This window comes from Gimesia sp., from assembly GCF_048262075.1.
Taxonomy (GTDB): Bacteria; Planctomycetota; Planctomycetia; order Planctomycetales; family Planctomycetaceae; genus Gimesia.
In genome coordinates, this window is the sequence record NZ_JBLXFK010000001.1 from 374,860 (window position 1) to 391,469 (window position 16,610).

The 16,610-nt window shown below is 46.2% G+C and carries 12 protein-coding genes; 8 read left to right on the forward strand and 4 right to left on the reverse strand.

What is annotated here, in order from left to right; genetic code table 11:
* Positions 1–754: 754 nt before the first annotated feature.
* The 6 genes from rffA (at position 755) to ACN0YH_RS01345 (ending at position 6,826) form a co-directional block, all read left to right on the forward strand.
* Positions 755–1,945 carry a dTDP-4-amino-4,6-dideoxygalactose transaminase gene (gene rffA, locus ACN0YH_RS01320; RefSeq protein WP_417377752.1) on the forward strand — a complete coding sequence of 397 codons (1,191 nt, stop codon included), beginning with the start codon at positions 755–757 and terminating at the stop codon, positions 1,943–1,945.
* 77 nt (positions 1,946–2,022) lie between these two features.
* Positions 2,023–3,015: a glycosyltransferase family 2 protein gene (locus tag ACN0YH_RS01325; RefSeq protein WP_417377753.1), complete on the forward strand. Its 993-nt coding sequence runs from the start codon at positions 2,023–2,025 to the stop codon at positions 3,013–3,015.
* Positions 3,008–4,156 (forward strand): Gfo/Idh/MocA family protein, encoded by a 1,149-nt coding sequence (locus ACN0YH_RS01330; RefSeq protein ID WP_417377754.1) that lies wholly within the window; start codon positions 3,008–3,010, stop codon positions 4,154–4,156. Before ACN0YH_RS01325 ends, ACN0YH_RS01330 begins: the two co-directional genes overlap by 8 nt.
* The gene (locus ACN0YH_RS01335) at positions 4,153–5,259 is read left to right on the forward strand and encodes an FkbM family methyltransferase (protein ID WP_417377755.1); all 1,107 of its coding nucleotides are present in this window, start codon (positions 4,153–4,155) and stop codon (positions 5,257–5,259) included. Before ACN0YH_RS01330 ends, ACN0YH_RS01335 begins: the two co-directional genes overlap by 4 nt.
* Positions 5,249–6,433 carry an ATP-grasp domain-containing protein gene (locus ACN0YH_RS01340; protein WP_417377756.1) on the forward strand — a complete coding sequence of 395 codons (1,185 nt, stop codon included), beginning with the start codon at positions 5,249–5,251 and terminating at the stop codon, positions 6,431–6,433. Before ACN0YH_RS01335 ends, ACN0YH_RS01340 begins: the two co-directional genes overlap by 11 nt.
* Positions 6,434–6,463: 30 nt before the next feature.
* Positions 6,464–6,826, forward strand: a complete 363-nt coding sequence (locus tag ACN0YH_RS01345) for an EamA family transporter (RefSeq protein WP_417377757.1) — start codon at positions 6,464–6,466, stop codon at positions 6,824–6,826.
* An 87-nt stretch (positions 6,827–6,913) separates the two neighbouring features.
* On the opposite strand, the gene ACN0YH_RS01350 is transcribed toward ACN0YH_RS01345, so the two are convergent.
* The 4 genes from ACN0YH_RS01350 to ACN0YH_RS01365 all read right to left on the reverse strand — a co-directional run bounded on the left by ACN0YH_RS01350 (position 6,914) and on the right by ACN0YH_RS01365 (position 11,350).
* Positions 6,914–7,354, reverse strand: coding sequence for a carboxypeptidase-like regulatory domain-containing protein (locus ACN0YH_RS01350; protein ID WP_417377758.1), 441 nt, complete (start codon positions 7,352–7,354; stop codon positions 6,914–6,916).
* 100 nt (positions 7,355–7,454) lie between these two features.
* Positions 7,455–8,399 carry a DUF1559 domain-containing protein gene (locus ACN0YH_RS01355; RefSeq protein WP_417377759.1) on the reverse strand — a complete coding sequence of 315 codons (945 nt, stop codon included), beginning with the start codon at positions 8,397–8,399 and terminating at the stop codon, positions 7,455–7,457.
* A gap of 481 nt (positions 8,400–8,880) precedes the next feature.
* Entirely contained in the window at positions 8,881–9,873 is a 993-nt protein-coding gene (locus ACN0YH_RS01360) for a hypothetical protein (RefSeq protein ID WP_417377760.1), read from the reverse strand.
* 70 nt (positions 9,874–9,943) lie between these two features.
* A complete protein-coding gene (locus tag ACN0YH_RS01365) occupies positions 9,944–11,350 on the reverse strand; it encodes an SBBP repeat-containing protein (RefSeq protein WP_417377761.1) in 1,407 nt (468 codons plus the stop codon).
* Between the two features lie 222 nt (positions 11,351–11,572).
* On the opposite strand from ACN0YH_RS01365, the gene ACN0YH_RS01370 reads away from it, so the two are divergent.
* Together ACN0YH_RS01370 and ACN0YH_RS01375 are read left to right on the forward strand one after the other, a co-directional pair.
* Positions 11,573–15,091, forward strand: a complete 3,519-nt coding sequence (locus ACN0YH_RS01370) for a DUF1553 domain-containing protein (protein WP_417377762.1) — start codon at positions 11,573–11,575, stop codon at positions 15,089–15,091.
* 42 nt (positions 15,092–15,133) lie between these two features.
* Entirely contained in the window at positions 15,134–16,603 is a 1,470-nt protein-coding gene (locus ACN0YH_RS01375; RefSeq protein WP_417377763.1) for a DUF1501 domain-containing protein, read from the forward strand.
* Positions 16,604–16,610 lie beyond the last annotated feature (7 nt).

A 16,610-nucleotide genomic window follows, 5' to 3' on the forward strand; every position in this document is an offset into this window, starting at 1 on the left:
TCATAAAAGCATCTTTCTATATTTCCCTTTATTGTTTTTTTCCCTGTTCAGTTTCCGGAGCTTTCTGAAAGGTTTTACATTTGAGTTTTCATTTGTTCTATCAGTTTTTCTAGTCTTTTACATTACCAACTCCTGTTTCATTAACTGGAGAGGAGACTGGTGCTACGGTCCACGATACCTCTTGTTCGTGTTGCCGCTGCTAAGCCTGCCGGTGCTCAAACTGTTCGAACCAGCCTCTTCGTTATTAACTCGCCTGCAGAAATCAGCCCTGTATTGTGTAATCCTTTTAAGTACGTGCTGCCAGATGAGTGTCAACATGATCGCTTTTGACTCCCCTTTCAAAACACTGTCTCACTTTAAGAATATTGATGATAATCAGATAGTAGCTTATTTAAAATCACCATTCTGGGTGATTAATTTCGATCTTCTGAAACACCGGCTAGACCGAAATGTCTTCCATCCTCTGCAATACCTGAAACCGAAACTGTCAGACGATTCTTTCCAGAAACACTCGGAAATTCTAAAGAATCTATGTGACCCTAATTTTTACTTTCTAAGCACAATCCAACAGCGTGAAAAACACGACTCATCGGTAACAGCAAAATAGTCGCTTGTTCAACCCCGCCGATTCTGTATCTGGCATCATTCTTGCTATTTAAAACTGGTTCCAGAGAGTTTTCATATCCCTGGAGAAAACGAAACGCCACGTTCGTAACGCCATTATTACAGATGTTAACAAACGGATACACTTTGTATGAACTCGTTAATCCCATTCAATAGGCCATTTATTGCAGGGAAAGAACTGCATTATATTGCCCAGGCAGTCACCCTCGGCAATATCTCAGGCGATGGGGAGTTTGCACGACGGTGCACGAATATCATGGAAGAGCGTTTCGGGATCAAGAAAATACTGCTTACCCCTTCTTGTACCGCGGCCCTGGAACTGTCAGCTATGTTGCTGGATATTCAGCCGGGTGATGAAGTCATTATGCCATCCTACACGTTTGTCTCGACAGCAAATGCGTTCGTCAGAGTCGGTGCCAAACCCGTGTTTGTTGATATCAGACCTGACACATTGAATCTGGATGCGCGGCTGGTGGAACAGGCCATTACCCAAAAAACGAAAGCCATCGTTCCTGTTCATTACGCTGGCGTCAGTTGTGAAATGGATCTGATCTTAACACTCGCTGATAAATATGATCTCAAAGTCATCGAAGACGCCGCCCAGGGAGTCAATGCCCAATATAACCAGAAATATCTGGGTTCGCTGGGACAGTTAGGTTGCTTCAGCTTTCACGAAACGAAAAACTTCATTTGTGGCGAAGGCGGGGCGCTCTGCCTGAATTCTGAAGAACTGATAGACCGGGCACACATCATCAGGGACAAAGGAACCAATCGACAGGCCTTCTTTCAGGGTCAGGTCGATAAATATACCTGGTGCGACATCGGTTCCTCATTCGTGCTCAGCGAGATCAACTGTGCGTTTCTGTATGCGCAACTGGAAATGTTTGACGAAATCAACCAGCGTCGCAAAGAGATCTTTGATTTTTATTATCAAAGCCTCTTACCTTTGGCAAATAATCAGCAACTCCGTCTCCCCTATGTACCTGAAGACTGCCTCAGCAATCATCACATGTTCTACATTCTGCTCCCGAACAAAACTCTGCGAGACGGCCTGTTGAACCACCTGAAGCAACAACAGATTCACTCAGTATTTCACTTTGTCCCCCTGCACAGCTCACCCATGGGAAGTACCTGGGATTACAAACACGGTGATCTACCAGTCACAGAACAGGCGGCAGACTGCCTCTTACGCCTCCCATTTTTCTATGAAATCAACACCGAAGAGCAACAGCGTGTGGTCGATGAAATTCAGCAGTATCTCTCAAAAAGAACTACTGAGCTGCAAACAGAAGTTCTTTCTGCAAAAGATATTTCACAATAACTAAATTTTTCTGATTAAATTCTTACCTGGCAAAACCCACAGGACCCAGTATCGATTCTGCAAAGGCAATAATACTTTTGGAATCATTACACAAGATTGATGCAATGTGCAATTCAGCATTAAAACAAGCTCCCCATATCAGCATTGTCACCCCAGTCTATGGAGCCAGTGACATTCTGGATGAACTCCATCAGAGACTGTTTAACTCGTTATCTGAGATTACAGACTCATTTGAAATTATTATGGTTAACGATGCCAGTCCAGATAATGCATGGGAAATCATTCGAAATCTGGCTGCAAAAGACTCTCACATCAAAGGGATCAATCTTTCAAGGAACTTTGGTCAGCATCATGCGATTTGCGCTGGTCTTGACTTCGCTAAAGGTGACTGGGTTGTGGTCATGGATTGTGATCTGCAGGACCAGCCCGAAGAACTTCATAAATTATATAACAAAGCAAATGAAGGTTATGACGTTGTTGTTGGTTTACGCCAGCAGAGACAAGACACATATTTCAAAAAACTGAGCTCAAGATTTTTCTATCGTGTTCTGGCCTATTTCACCAACTCAAAAGTAGATCATCGCATTGGAAACTTTGGTATCTATTCTCAAAAAGTGATTCAGAGTATCGTCAGCCTCAAAGAACAGAACCGTTCATTTGGCCTGTTTGCTATCTGGGTGGGCTTCCACAGAATTGAAATCCCTGTTGAACATGCCAAAAGGCCTTACGGTAAGTCCAGCTACAATTTCAAACGTATGCTCAGTCTTGCCTTCAGCAGCATTATTGCTCACTCCAACAAATTATTAGTCATCTTCGTTAACCTTGGTTTTTTGATTGCAGGCCTCTCATTTACGGTCGTGATCTGGCTTGTTTTCAGGTATATCATGTGGGGAATCTCCGTGATTGGATGGACAAGTTTAATCGCTTCAATCTATTTAACCACCGGACTTACAATTTCTGTTATCGGCATGGTTGGAATCTACGTCGGAAAAATCTTTGACGAAGTAAAAAGACGCCCACTCTATATCATTGATTCAACTACTTTTGAAATGAGCCCAGACAATGACTGATATTTTCAAACTGGGATTTATTGGAGGTGGTCTTAATTCTGCGGTTGGTACGACGCATTTTATCGCTTCCCAGATGGATGGTCACTTTAAAGTTGAGGCAGGCTGTTTCAGTCGAAATCCGGATATTAACCGTCAGACTGCTGAACGCTGGGGAATATCGCCTGAAAGGAAATACTCTTCTTTCACCGATCTGCTGGACCAGGAAACTGGCAGTCTGGATGCCATCGTGGTATTAACTCCCACTCCAGACCATGTTGAACCGGTCACGCAAGCACTCAAGAAAGGTTATGCGGTCATTTGTGAAAAATCATTGACCAGTATTACTGCTGATGCATTGACCATTCAGGGAGTACAGAAAACACACAATGGTTTTTTAGCGGTAACTTATAACTATACGGGTTACCCCATGCTCCGTGAGCTGAAATATCAGATTGAAAATAATCAGTTTGGTTTGATTCAGCAAATTCATATCGAAATGCCTCAGGAAGGTTATTCGCGTCTGAACCGGGACGGAAATCCGATGGTTCCACAGCAGTGGCGCCTGCATGATGCAGAACTACCAACACTCTCACTTGATCTGGGTGGCCATGTCCATAACATTGTCGATTTCATTTCGGGTGAAAAACCATTAGAACTGGTCGCTCTCCAAAGCAGTCAGGGACGCTTCAGTCAGGTCATTGACAACTCATTATGCATCGCCCGGTATTCTAATGATTTAACTTGCAATATCTGGTTCAGTAAATCCGCACTCGGCTATCGAAATGGTCTACGCATCCGGGTATTTGGTGAAACGGGTTCTGCGGAATGGCATCAGATGGAACCCGAATTTCTGATCTGTCATGATAACCGGGGGCATAAAATGATTCTGGATCGGGCCAGTGTTGATGTGGGAGTGGCGCATCTCCCCAGATACAACCGCTTCAAGTCGGGACATCCGGCAGGCTTTCTGGAGGCTTTTGGTAATCTATATTGTGATATCGCTGACAGCCTGGATATTTTTAAGTCAACAGGCAGTCAGAAAGCATGCGAATATGTTTTTGAATCTCATCATGCCCTCGAGGGACTCATTATGTTTGATGCCATGACCTACTCGTCTAAAAACTTAACTTGGACTACTATAAACCGCACAGGGCAGAGATGAATTTAAGTCAATTTAAGTTAAAACTGGACACATATAAAAACGATTTTAATAAATCTGATTTTTGTGCAAATTTCCTACAAGGAAATCAGCCAAGATATATTCTTGGCCGTAATTTCTGGGCTAGAAGTATAGCTAACGAAATAGATGTTGACGGGTTTGTAGATGATTTTACTAGTGAAGAATATTTTCTTGATAAACCCATTTTAAAAGTACACGACGTACCAGAAAACGCATTAATTATTTCAGCAAATGTACTTGGTCGCCCTATTACTGTAAAAAATAAACTAATCGAGCATAACCTTCAACAGATCGATTATTTCGCCTTTCGAAAGTACTCAGGGCTTACGCTGGAACCGGTTCTCTTCTGGGATGAATTCTTGAATGAATTCAAACTCAATCGAGATAAGTTTGATTGGATTTACAGTCTGTTAGCCGATCAACAATCAAGAACCGAATTTTCAAATCTGATCAATTTTCGCTTATCAAGTGATCTCTCCTACATGGAGGACTTTGCCGATATTCAATATCGACAATATTTTGAAGACTTTCTGCAATTACAACCTGAACAAGAAACTTTTCTTGACGTTGGCTGTTTTGATGGAAAGACAAGTCTGGAATTCATAAAACGTTGTGCGGATTATGCCGGGATTCATGTTTTTGAACCTGAACCGGAAAACATGATCAATGTAAAACAGAATCTCGCAGGGCTCCCCAATATTACTTTCCACGATTCTGGATTATCAAACCAGTCACAGACATTACGCTTTTCAGTAGAGGGTTCTTCATCGAAAGTGAGTAATGCAGGCGATATTCTCATCATAGTTGAACGCTTGGATGATCTGATTCATACTCCGTTTACTTTTTTAAAGATGGACATTGAAGGCGAAGAATTGAGTGCAATTGAAGGAGCAAAAGAAAGTATTATCAAGCATCATCCCAAGCTGGCAATCTGTGTTTATCACCGTCCAGACGACTTTTGGAAGATCCCCGAATTGATCTTATCCTTCCGTTCTGATTATAAAGTTTATTTAAGACACTATACGGAAGGCGTTACTGAAACGGTCATGTTTTTTATCCCCAGTGAGACTGCCAATGTCAGTTAAAAAGAAACTGCTTATTGCAGGGGGAGGCTATGCTGATATTCCGCTGATCCTGGCAGCACAAAACCTGGGATTTCACGTTATTACCAGTGGAAATCGTGCAGACGATTTAGGACATCGCTATTCGGACGAATTCTTCTTGCAGGACTTTTCGAATAAAGATGCCATGCTGCAGTTGGCTGAAACGCTGAAGATCGATGCCATCTGTGCTTCCTGCAATGACTTTTCTGCGATCACCGCTGCCTATGTCGCAGAACACCTGAAGCTACCGGGGCATGATTCCTATGAAACATCACTCCTGATCCATCATAAAGATCGATATCGTGAATTTGCCTTTGAAAATGATATTCCTTCACCACGTGCGAAAGGATTTGATTCTGTCAGTGCCGCAATGGATGAACTCGGTGATTTTGTCTTCCCGGTGATGGTTAAACCTGTCGACCTCACGGGTGGCAAAGGAATATCAAAAGTTGATCACATCGAGAATGCCAAATCTGTACTGGAAGCAGCTTTTGAAATTTCGCGCGTAAAAAGAATTGTAATAGAGGAATATATAGAAGGAACTCGACACGGGTTATCGACATTTCTGCGAGACGGACGTGTTGTATTTTCCTTTAATGATAATGAACACTATTTCCTGAATCCTTATCTGGTTTCTGCAGCTTCCACTCATGCACAAGTTCCAGAAAATACGTCTTCCATTCTCTGTGCCACTGCAGAGAAAATGGCTTCGCTGCTGAATCTCAAAACAGGTATCTTCCATATCCAGTATATTTTGCAGCGCGATAAACCGGTCATTATTGAAATTTGCCGACGTGCACCAGGTGACCTCTATATTCAATTTGTGAAACATGCTACAGGAGTTGATTATCCTGCATATATCATTCGTGCTGCAGCTGGCCTGGATTGTGATGATTTAGTGCAGGTTGACCCCAATGGATTTTATACACGCCACTGCATCATGCCTTATCAAAATGGAAATATTAAAGATGTAACCATTGATCCGGAAATAAGCGAAAACATCATCGACCAGATGTTATGGTGGAAAGCAGGAGAGCGAATCGATAATCATCTGATTCAGAAACAGGGAATCGTATTCCTGCGTTTTAATAGCATGGATGAAATGCTCTGCCAGACAGAAAAGCTACCTGACCTGATTCACGTTGATATGAAGTAAAACCATTCTTTGATAACTTGAAAAGAATCTATGAACTACTTTCTGATATTCGGCACAATTCTCTTCACAGTCTACGGACAACTTATCCTTAAATGGAGGATAGGAAGATATGGAGACCTGCCAGTTGAAATGACAGACCGTATCTGGTTCCTATTACGTTTGTTGCTGGATCATTACATCCTGAGTGGTTTTTTTGCGGCATTCATAGCCTCATTATTCTGGATGGCGGCAATGACCAAATTCCCTCTCAGCTATGCTTATCCGTTTATGAGCCTGGCATTTGTGCTGGTCATGTTTCTCAGCGCATTTTTTTTCAAAGAACCAGTTACACTCGCCAAGAGTGTCGGGCTCATTCTGATCGTCCTGGGAATCGTTGTGAGTAGTCAGGGCTGAATAAGAGTCGGTTTTTAACGCCACAACTTTTACCCGCCATTCAGAAATGAACCCGACTCTGTTTTCGGGGCAACTCACTCTCGTTGTTTACTTACTCTTCAACTCGAAATCAATCGTATTCGGGCCGTCTTTCGTCACGGTTGCTGTGAGCGTTGTGTTCTCGTTGTACTTTTTGGGCAGCATCTCGGGACCGGCCACTTCCGCGCCTCCTTCTGTCTTGCTGATGCGAACCATGTGATCACCGAGTATCGCGCCTGCCGTATCATTGTTGTACATCAGCGAGTATTTCCCCTCGGAATCTGTGGCAGCAGATGAAGCACGTGATTGTTTCTTTTCCACGGCTCCCTGGGGATAAAAATCAATGATCGCGCCCGGCAAAGGGTTTCCATCCAGGGTAACCTGTCCTGTGACCTCTGCCAGATCGGGTAAGTCGTTACTTTTTCCGGAACACCCCGCCAGAATGAACGGCAACATCAGCAGGCAAAGAAATCGACAAACAACAGGGAACTGAATTGGTATCGAGAGCATGGAATGAACTTTCGGCGCTGAAATCAAATGAGGAACGCACCAACGCTTTGACGTGGTGCGTTCGACGGAAAGAAATAAAAATGTGAAACAGTAGTAGAGCTTAAAACTCCGGTAAGATTTCCCCACCTTTGATGGAGACCAAGGCCTGCACGACAGCGATGCGATCCACATTTTCACTCAGGAAACGAACTCCACCATCGGCCATTAACATTTGGCAGCCGCCTTCGTGATGGCTCCCGGCTCCCCAGGCATAAGGCTTGTCATAACCCGGATGATTTTTATTGATTCCATAAGAATATGGTAGCAACACATTTGTATGCCGGTAGGAATTCCAGAAGGGACCATATGAAGCACTTGTCAGCAACATCGAGGCTTCCATAATCATCATCGTATTACTCGTGCCATCCTTGATATCAGAGATTTTAGCAGAGCCATTGAAACCCAGTGTCCCTTTCAGCGAACTGGTATTCCTGCCGTAACTTGTCAGCAGGCTATACTCAGTTGTATACCCTACATGTCCATAACTCGATTTCTGGTAGTCACCATATTTCGTGGGATTGGGATCAGAGGGACACAGGAAGACCGGAAAGTTATTTTTGGCAACGGTCAGTTGTCCCGAGCCGGCAAATGTGGGGCCGACGGAACCACAATAACTTCCATCAGAGCGTGCGACATGATTTGACGTCGACTGCGTGAAATCATATTGATTATAAAGATTTGCCAGGTCCAGGTAGGGTAACAGCAGTTGATAAAACGAGTGGTTCATCAATAGCGGAGATGATCCGGATGGCATATCCAACACGCGTTCGCAATAACAGCTTCCTGGTGCAATTGCCGCCGGAGGAAATACGCGATGAGAATCATGATAATTATGTAAAGCGAGACCAATCTGCTTCAGATTATTCTTACAGCTACTGCGACGGGCAGCCTCTCGCGCCTGTTGAACGGCTGGTAATAACAGCGCAATTAAGATCGCGATAATCGCAATCACGACCAACAGCTCAATGAGTGTAAAACCTCGTCTTTGTCTTTCTCGATAACGCATAAAGACCATACTCCAATTAATAGTAAAAAATAATCATGAAAATACAGTGAAGAGAAAGTGGCATTTCTAATCGTCCCTGCCTGAGTCGAAATAAATAAAGAAATGACTGCGTTGAGAACTCAAGTTTTGAATACAACCTCCTCCATACCCCTCAATCGCAAATCATGCACCAATGCAGAGATTTTTTTGGGGTTGCCTGAACAGAATAATATTGAGTCCCCAAAAAACCTTTGTCTCAAGGCGAAACGGCTCAAACAGATGCATCACTGCTTCCTGCCAGATTCCAGGCTTCCCGCTACGAATGCGCATGCGAAAGGTTAATCTGCATGAAAATTAAGCAGGGGTTGCTGAAAGACAAGTCGGTGCGGAATTAATCATGCGGTCATTTTCCTGATCCCATGATTGATTCAGGGCGAAGCGCATCAGGATGCTTTCCCGTTGCGCAGAATGGAGGTCTTCCTCTGCTGATGTAGACACCGGTTTACGGGATATCTGCTGGTTTTGCCTGAATGAGATGCAAATATGGTTGCGCTTCAGGCCAGGACCTGACCTCTGCCAGTTTTGAGGCGGGCACTTGAATTGCTGTGAAGAAATCAATCGAAACCCGATCGTCAAACTTTCCTTCCAGATAGCCAAAGGGAATATTCTCCGCATCCTGTTCGGCAGTTCCGTTTTCGATTCGAGGGGGGATATAGAGATTCCAGAATTTTTGAGGATCTTCTTCTGTCAATAATGCAGTAAACCGCTGCCTGACTTTTTCGCTGGCCGGTGAATCGTCCAGATTTCGATAAACGAGTATCGCCTGAAAGGCCAGCATCTGATTCCAGTACCTTTCCGTGACCACATAGTGAGAAAAATGCAGCCGGTCATTAAATCCCAGATGGAGTGGATTATAGGGTGATTCTGGCAGTGACTTTCCGGCTGCCAGCATGTCCTGCATTTTTCGTGCATCTTTATGCTGAATCGCATACATGAAATGCATGCCGCTGAAAGGAGTAGCCCACCCGTTTTCCCGTACAGAGTCTTTCAGATGAATCACCACATCGCCATAACGGGGAGAGCCATTCGGCGGTCCGACACTGGCAAAGACGGCATCAAATGCACCATACAACAGATTTTCTACCGCAGGAGTCGTATGTGATAAGTCATCTTTTTTAATTTCATCTTCCACCCGTAAGGAGACCAGCGCCTTTTGTTTTAGGACATCGCGCAGATTTTCCAGATGCAGTCGATTTACGATTGGAGCAGGTTTGTTTTCAATCGCTTTCAATAGTTTTTGTTCTTCCGCAGTCAACGGAGAGAGAAACAATTCGAATTCCGACATCGTACAGCGGGAACTGATCTCCAGCCATTTCTTGAGTTTGGTGGCATCCAGTTTTCGATGAAATGGTAGAACATTAATTGCCGAACGACGGGTCGTTGCCAGGGGATGTCCCGCCTGCTGGGCTGGTTTTACCTCAGGTGCTTGAATCACCGTTTGTGCAATGCTCACTGCACAAAATGAGGATAGAGTCATGATTACGCTTAAAACTCGAAATATCATGTTACTGGCTCAATTTAATCAGAAAAATGTCGTTACTCCCCTGGCTTTTCAACTCGTGTCCCTGATATTGAGTCGTTGGAGAGAAAGCCCCGGATACAAAACAGTTCTGCTTTTTATCAACGGCGATGGCATAACTCAAATCGCTTTTATCACCGCCCAGTATTTCCAGCCAGTCAGGCTTTCCGTCCGGAGCAAAACGAGCGATAAATAGATCACGGCCTCCCAGCTTCGTATGATGTTTTCCCAGGAAATGAACGTCGTCGGAAAATTCACCGGTGACATAACAGTTACCTGCCTGATCTGCGGCAATGCCCAGTCCATAATCAGTTTTTTCTCCCCCCCCGGTATAGGCCCACGCAGGAGAACCATCTGCATTGATCCGCGCGACAAAAATATCATGCCCCCCCTTACTGGTCAGAGACGTTTTGCCAAAGGTCGCTTTATTTTTAAACATCCCTGTCAGATAACAATTTCCCTGCTGATCAACTGCAATTCCCGTGCTCAAACCGTTTGCCTGACCGCCTGAATTCGCTGACCAGATCAGTTTTCCTGCCGGTGACAGTTTAGCGAGGAAGATATCCTGCACTGTGGTGTCGGTCCCCATCTGTTGCCCATCCAGTTCAAGCAATCCTGTAATATACCCACATACATAACAGTTCCCACTGGCATCAACGGCAATCTGATGTCCGCTCTGACTGCGACCATTTCCAGCCTGTTGACTCCAGATCAGCATGCCATCCGCATCATAGCGGGCCACAAACATGGAACGACCTTTTTTGTTCGGTGATTGCGATGTGCCGAATGTGACATCTCCGGCAAAGGACCCCGCCACATAGCAGTCACCTTCCGGGGTCACCGCAATTCCATGTCCGTAATCATAGCCCGTTCCTCCGGCACTCTCGGCCCAGAGAAGTTTTCCCTGTGGATCGTACTTGGCGATGAAATAATCGTAGTCGCCCTGGTTCTTGAGAGTCTTGCCACCAATCTGAAAGGTCGGACTCTGAAAGTGTCCTGTGACGTAAGAGTTCCCCGCTCGATCAACGGCAACTCCATAACCCCGATCAATGTCTTTGCCTCCCGCAGTCTGAATCCAGAGCAACTTGCCCGCAGGATCATATTTGGCGAGAACAAAATCCATATTCCCCCGGCTGGTTACACTTTGATCCGCAAATTGCGCGGTCTCTGTAAACTCACCCGTCACATAACAGTTTCCCTCCTGATCGACGGCGATGCCACGAATTTTGTCATGCTTCTTTCCCCCTGCCTGTTGCACCCAGAGAATCTCACGCTTAGCAGAGATCCCCTGCTTTTCTCCGGAGTAGGCATGATTTGATAAGGAGACAGGCCCAGTCATACTCAACAGAAATAGAAACAGAAGCAGGTGAGCCCTGAAAGAAAATGACTTCATAACAGACTTTCTTTGAAACAGTACATCCAGACAATGCAGTGACACTAAACTTATCATGACAATAATTTGCTGCAAGATATAGAATGAGATTGAATAAATTATTTTCTTAGCATATTTAACAATCTAGCATAAAGCACCTTGTGACAACAGGAAAGAGAATTTATCCTAAACATCAGTGACTCGTGATATGTAATCAATTGATACAAAAGTGGGAGTCGGAGTATGCAATACGCAGCAACAATCGTCACTCTGATACTGCTGACAATCTACCAGAGCCCGCTTTCTGCAGAACCATCTCCCGCTGAAATCGATTACCTCACACAAATCAAACCACTTCTCAAGTCACACTGCTTTGCGTGCCATGGCAGTTTGAAACAGGAATCCGCATTAAGACTGGATGCCGGCAAGTTCATTCTCAAAGGGGGAGAAATCGGCCCGGCGATCGTCTCTGGAAAGCCACAGGAAAGCCTGCTGTATCAGGTTTTGACGCCGGATGCGGACATTCAGATGCCCCCTGACGGACAGGGACGACGACTCAAACAGGACGAAGTCCAACTGATTAAAAACTGGATTACCCAGGGTGCAAAGTATCCCACCGGAGATCAACCTGAAGCCGATCCTAAAGAGCACTGGGCATTTCAACCGGTGATCCGCCCTGATGTGCCTCAAGTCAAATCGAAATCGACAAACCCGATTGATGCCTTTATTGTTTCGCGACTAAATCAGGCAAAAGTGATCCCGCAGCCGCAAGCAGATAAAGCGCCCCTGTTGCGGAGAGTCTATCTCGACCTGATTGGACTTCCCCCCACTCCCACAGAGCTGGATGCCTATCTCAGTGACATTCGACCAGATTCCTGGAACAGGGTGATTGAGGATCTGCTCGCTCGACCACAATATGGAGAACGCTGGGGACGCCACTGGATGGATGTCTGGCGTTACAGTGACTGGTACGGGCGGCGCGGTGCCAAAGATATGACCAACAGTTACTCTCTGACCTGGCGCTGGCGCGACTGGATTATCCGGTCGATTAACGAGGACAAAGGCTATGATCGCATGATTCTTGAAATGCTGGCGGCTGATGAAATTGCACCCAATGATCGTGAGAATCTGGTGGCCACCGGTTTTATTGTACGCAATTTCTATCGCTGGAATTATCACACCTGGCTGAAAGATAACGTCGAACATACAGGCAAGGCATTTCTGGGGCTGACAATGAACTGCTGCGAGTGTCACGATCACAAGTATGATCCGATCACGCAAAATGAATACTTTGCCTTCCGCTCCTTCTTTGAACCCATTGATCTCCGCCATGATCGCGTCCCGGGTGAAGTCGATCCAGGAATCTTTCCTGATTACAAGCTGAGTGTCCGCAATGGTCCCGTTCGTACGGGCATGGTCCGCATCTATGACAGGCACCTGGATGCGAAAGCAAAGTTCTATACCGGTGGTCTGGAACAGAACGTAGTCAAAGACAAACCGCCAGTAGAAGCGTCTGCCATCGCCTTTCTGGGAGGCGACAAGCTTGACTTCAAGCCGGTTCCGCTGCCTCCCACTGCCTGGTATCCCGGCTTGAAACCGTTTGTCATTCAGGAAGAAACACAGAAACGGGAGTCGGCTTATCAGGGTGCTCTCAAAAACTGGGAACAGCAGAAAACAGAGCTGGAACAGGAATTGAAGCAGCACGAATCTGCGCTGGCGAATGTGCTGGCGGCCAGACCAGCAAATAGGGCAACCACAGAAAATGAACCCACTCGCATCGTTTCTCCCCGGAGTAACCAACAGGCCTTGCAACTCAATGCCGAACAGGGACGTCGGACACTCTCATACGAGATCACAGACTGGAAGACCTTTGATTCAGAAATCCGGGTTCGGTTTCAACTCCGGATTTTAAAAGATGCCCACGTGAATTTTCAGTTGTCCAATGATTTAATTGGCGGGAGAACCAATCTCTATATTGCTTTTGAAGCAGGTAAAATCATTGCTTATGTTCCGGGCACCACGAACCCTACTACGGTCGGTTCCTATAAAAATGATCCCAGTAATCTTGAATTTAATATGACTCTCCACCTCAAACCGGATCAGGACATTGCCGAATTATCGATCTATGGAGCTGATAAGAAGGATACCATTCTCAACAAATCTCCGATCGCTTTGAATGGCTGGAATCCGGCGATCCAGGCAAATCGGGGACTCTTCCTCGATGCACACCAGGGAAGCATTGCGGAATTTGATCAGATTGTTTTTGAGAATCAGAGTGGACAGGAACTGCTTCACTGTGATTTCGAATTCCCGGAGTATCAGTCAGGCGAAGATCTTCCTGGAATCGCCAACTGGCAGCTCACACGATTCAGTACAGGTGCTGCCACTTCCAAGGTCATCCTTAAAACTCCACTGACCGAAGCGGATCATCAATGGCAACAACAGGTCAAAGCCAGCCAACGGCAACGTGATCTTACAAAATTAATTCAGACTGATTTGCAGCTCAAACTACACGCAGCAGAAACTGAAAGAACAGAGTATTCCGCACGGGTCCGCGCAGCGACGGCGCGCTACATACAGAAATCCGATCATGTAGAATCGCTGGAACAGGCTGCCTGTCAGGCAGAATGGCAGGCGAAATTGAACCGGGCGCAATCAAATCTGAAATCATCCGAACTCACTTTACTGCAGGCTAAAATGCTGCCGGACTCAGACCAGAAACGAACCAGTAAAATATCCGCCGCGCAAACAGAGGTCACTCAGAACCGAGCGCAACTGACTGCCGCCCAAAAACCCGTCGAAGCAACTTCAACCAAATACACGGCACTCAGTCGGATATTCCCTGAACAGAGCACGGGCAAAAGGACCGCCCTTGCCCGGTGGATTACCAGTCAAGACAATCCGTTAACCGCGCGGGTTGCCGTGAATCACATTTGGATGCGGCACTTTGGAAAGCCACTGGTCAAATCAGTTAATAATTTTGGCCGCAGTGGAGCGGAGCCGACTCATCCGGAGTTACACAACTGGCTGGCGGCAGAATTCATGGATCATAACTGGAGTATCAAACACCTGCATCGAGTGATTCTTACCAGTGAGACATATCAGCGCAGTTCGAAAGGGGTGCCTTCAGATCATCACAACCTCACACAAGACCGCGATAATCTTCTACTCTGGAAATACCCCACGAACCGAATGGAAGCTGAAGTCGTGCGGGACAGTATCTTTTATCTAGCCGGCGATCTTGATCCGACCATGTATGGACAGGAACTGGAACAGGATCAGGGGCTGATCACCAACCGCCGCAGTCTGTATTATTCGCATCATGGCGAGGCCAAAATGGAATTCCTGGAACTGTTTGACGGTGCCAGTGCAACAGACTGTTATCAACGGACAACCACCGTCATGCCACAACAGGCACTGGCATTAACCAACAGCACACTTGCCGTGCAAAAGGCTCGAATGATCGCCGAGCAACTCTGGGCTCAATCAGTTTCTATTCAGTCACTAGACCAAAAACAGGGCACATTCATCAACAACGCCTTTAAACTGATCTTATCCCGCCCAGCCAATGAGAGTGAACAGTCAGCAGCAACAGCATTCCTGTCGCGCCAGCAATCGCTGTATTCACCTGAAAAAACAAAAGCAGCGTTAACTGATTCAAAACGAGATTACGCGCAACCAGCACACTCCCCCGCGGCGCGTGCACGCGAAAGCCTGGTGCACGCGTTATTAAGTCATAATGATTTTGTCACAATCCGTTGAGTTCCAGAACGATCTGCAAACGCAGATAAGAGGAATCGTTTCATGAAACATGTAACCACACCACAATGTAACCAGATACAGCGTCGCGCTTTTCTGGCCGATCTGGGTTTTGGTGCAACAGGCATGGCGTTAAGCAGCCTGCTCGGTCAGGAATCAAAGGCTGCGAAGAATTCTGCCCCCACTGCGGGGCCCCATTTCACTCCCAAAGCAAAATCGGTGATCTGGGTTTTTCTGTCAGGCGGTTACAGTCAGATGGAAACCTTTGACCCGAAACCGGAGTTGAATAAATACGCCGGCAAAACCTTTTCAGACACAATATATCCCGATCCCTTCAAGGACCCGCGCTATCAGGCACGCGCCCGCTCGGTCGTGCAGGTGAAACGTGAACATTCCCAGATCATGCCGATGCAGATTGGATACAGAAAACAGGGAGAATCCGGAATTGAAATCACCGACTGGTGGCCGCACCTGTCGACGTGCGTCGATGACATCTCTTTTGTTAGATCCATGTACACAACTGACAACGATCATGCAGCAGAGTTTCAAATTCACCATGGCCGTCATAAACTGGATCAGAAAGAACCCGTCGTGGGGTCCTGGCTCAGTTATGGACTGGGTAGTCTCAACCAGAATCTGCCTGAATATGTTTTTCTTGGCTCTTATACAGACACCCGCGTAAAAGAAAATTTCAGTCCTGATTATCTCGGCCCCAAATATATGGGTGTAGAACTCTCGCTGGATCCCAAAAACCCACTTCCTTTTGGCACGCGTCCGAAATCAATTCTGAAACAGGAGCAGTCCAACCAGTACCAGTTCATCAACGAACTCAATCAGCTGGCCGCAGTTGAATATCCGACCGATGAAAAACTACGCGCCCGTATCAATTCCTACGAGTTGGCATTTCGCATGCAGAACTCCGTGCCTGAAGCATTGGAGCTGACAGAAGAAACACAGGAAACACAGCAACTGTATGGCATCGATGAAAAAGAGACCTCTGTTTATGGACGTCGCCTGCTGGCAGCCCGACGCCTGGCAGAACGGGGCGTCCGTTTTACTCAAGTTTATTTGAGCGGGTACGGTGAATGGGATTCTCATCAGAATCTCAAGGAAAACCATACCCGTTCCTGTAAACGCGTTGACAAACCAGTCGCCGGACTCTTGAAAGACCTTAAACGCCGCGGTATGTGGGAAGATACCGTGGTTGTCTTCTGTACCGAATTTGGAAGAACACCGGCTGTGGAAGCACGTGGAAACACCAAAATGCCCAGTGGACGTGATCATCATCCACATGGTTTTACAGTCTGGTTTGCCGGAGCAGGCATCAAACAGGGTTACGTACATGGCGCCACCGATGAGCTTGGCTTTCATGCAGTCGAATCTCCACACTACGTCACCGACATTCATGCCACGCTGTATCATCTGCTCGGACTCGACCCGCATCGGCTGGATATCCCTGGTCGCAAGCGACTGGAAATTGATCATGGTCAACCGATCCTGGATATTATCACCTGAGTTGAGC

Excerpts from the sequence above, each read along its gene's own strand:
- ACN0YH_RS01340 (WP_417377756.1), top strand. The coding sequence starts at position 5,249 with ATGTCAGTTAAAAAGAAACTGCTTATTGCAGGGGGAGGCTATGCTGAT.
- ACN0YH_RS01335 (WP_417377755.1), top strand. The coding sequence starts at position 4,153 with ATGAATTTAAGTCAATTTAAGTTAAAACTGGACACATATAAAAACGAT.
- ACN0YH_RS01370 (WP_417377762.1), top strand. The coding sequence starts at position 11,573 with ATGCAATACGCAGCAACAATCGTCACTCTGATACTGCTGACAATCTAC.
- ACN0YH_RS01330 (WP_417377754.1), top strand. The coding sequence starts at position 3,008 with ATGACTGATATTTTCAAACTGGGATTTATTGGAGGTGGTCTTAATTCT.
- ACN0YH_RS01350 (WP_417377758.1), bottom strand. The coding sequence starts at position 7,354 with ATGCTCTCGATACCAATTCAGTTCCCTGTTGTTTGTCGATTTCTTTGC.
- ACN0YH_RS01365 (WP_417377761.1), bottom strand. The coding sequence starts at position 11,350 with ATGAAGTCATTTTCTTTCAGGGCTCACCTGCTTCTGTTTCTATTTCTG.
- rffA (WP_417377752.1), top strand. The coding sequence starts at position 755 with ATGAACTCGTTAATCCCATTCAATAGGCCATTTATTGCAGGGAAAGAA.
- ACN0YH_RS01375 (WP_417377763.1), top strand. The coding sequence starts at position 15,134 with ATGAAACATGTAACCACACCACAATGTAACCAGATACAGCGTCGCGCT.
- ACN0YH_RS01355 (WP_417377759.1), bottom strand. The coding sequence starts at position 8,399 with ATGCGTTATCGAGAAAGACAAAGACGAGGTTTTACACTCATTGAGCTG.
- ACN0YH_RS01345 (WP_417377757.1), top strand. The coding sequence starts at position 6,464 with ATGAACTACTTTCTGATATTCGGCACAATTCTCTTCACAGTCTACGGA.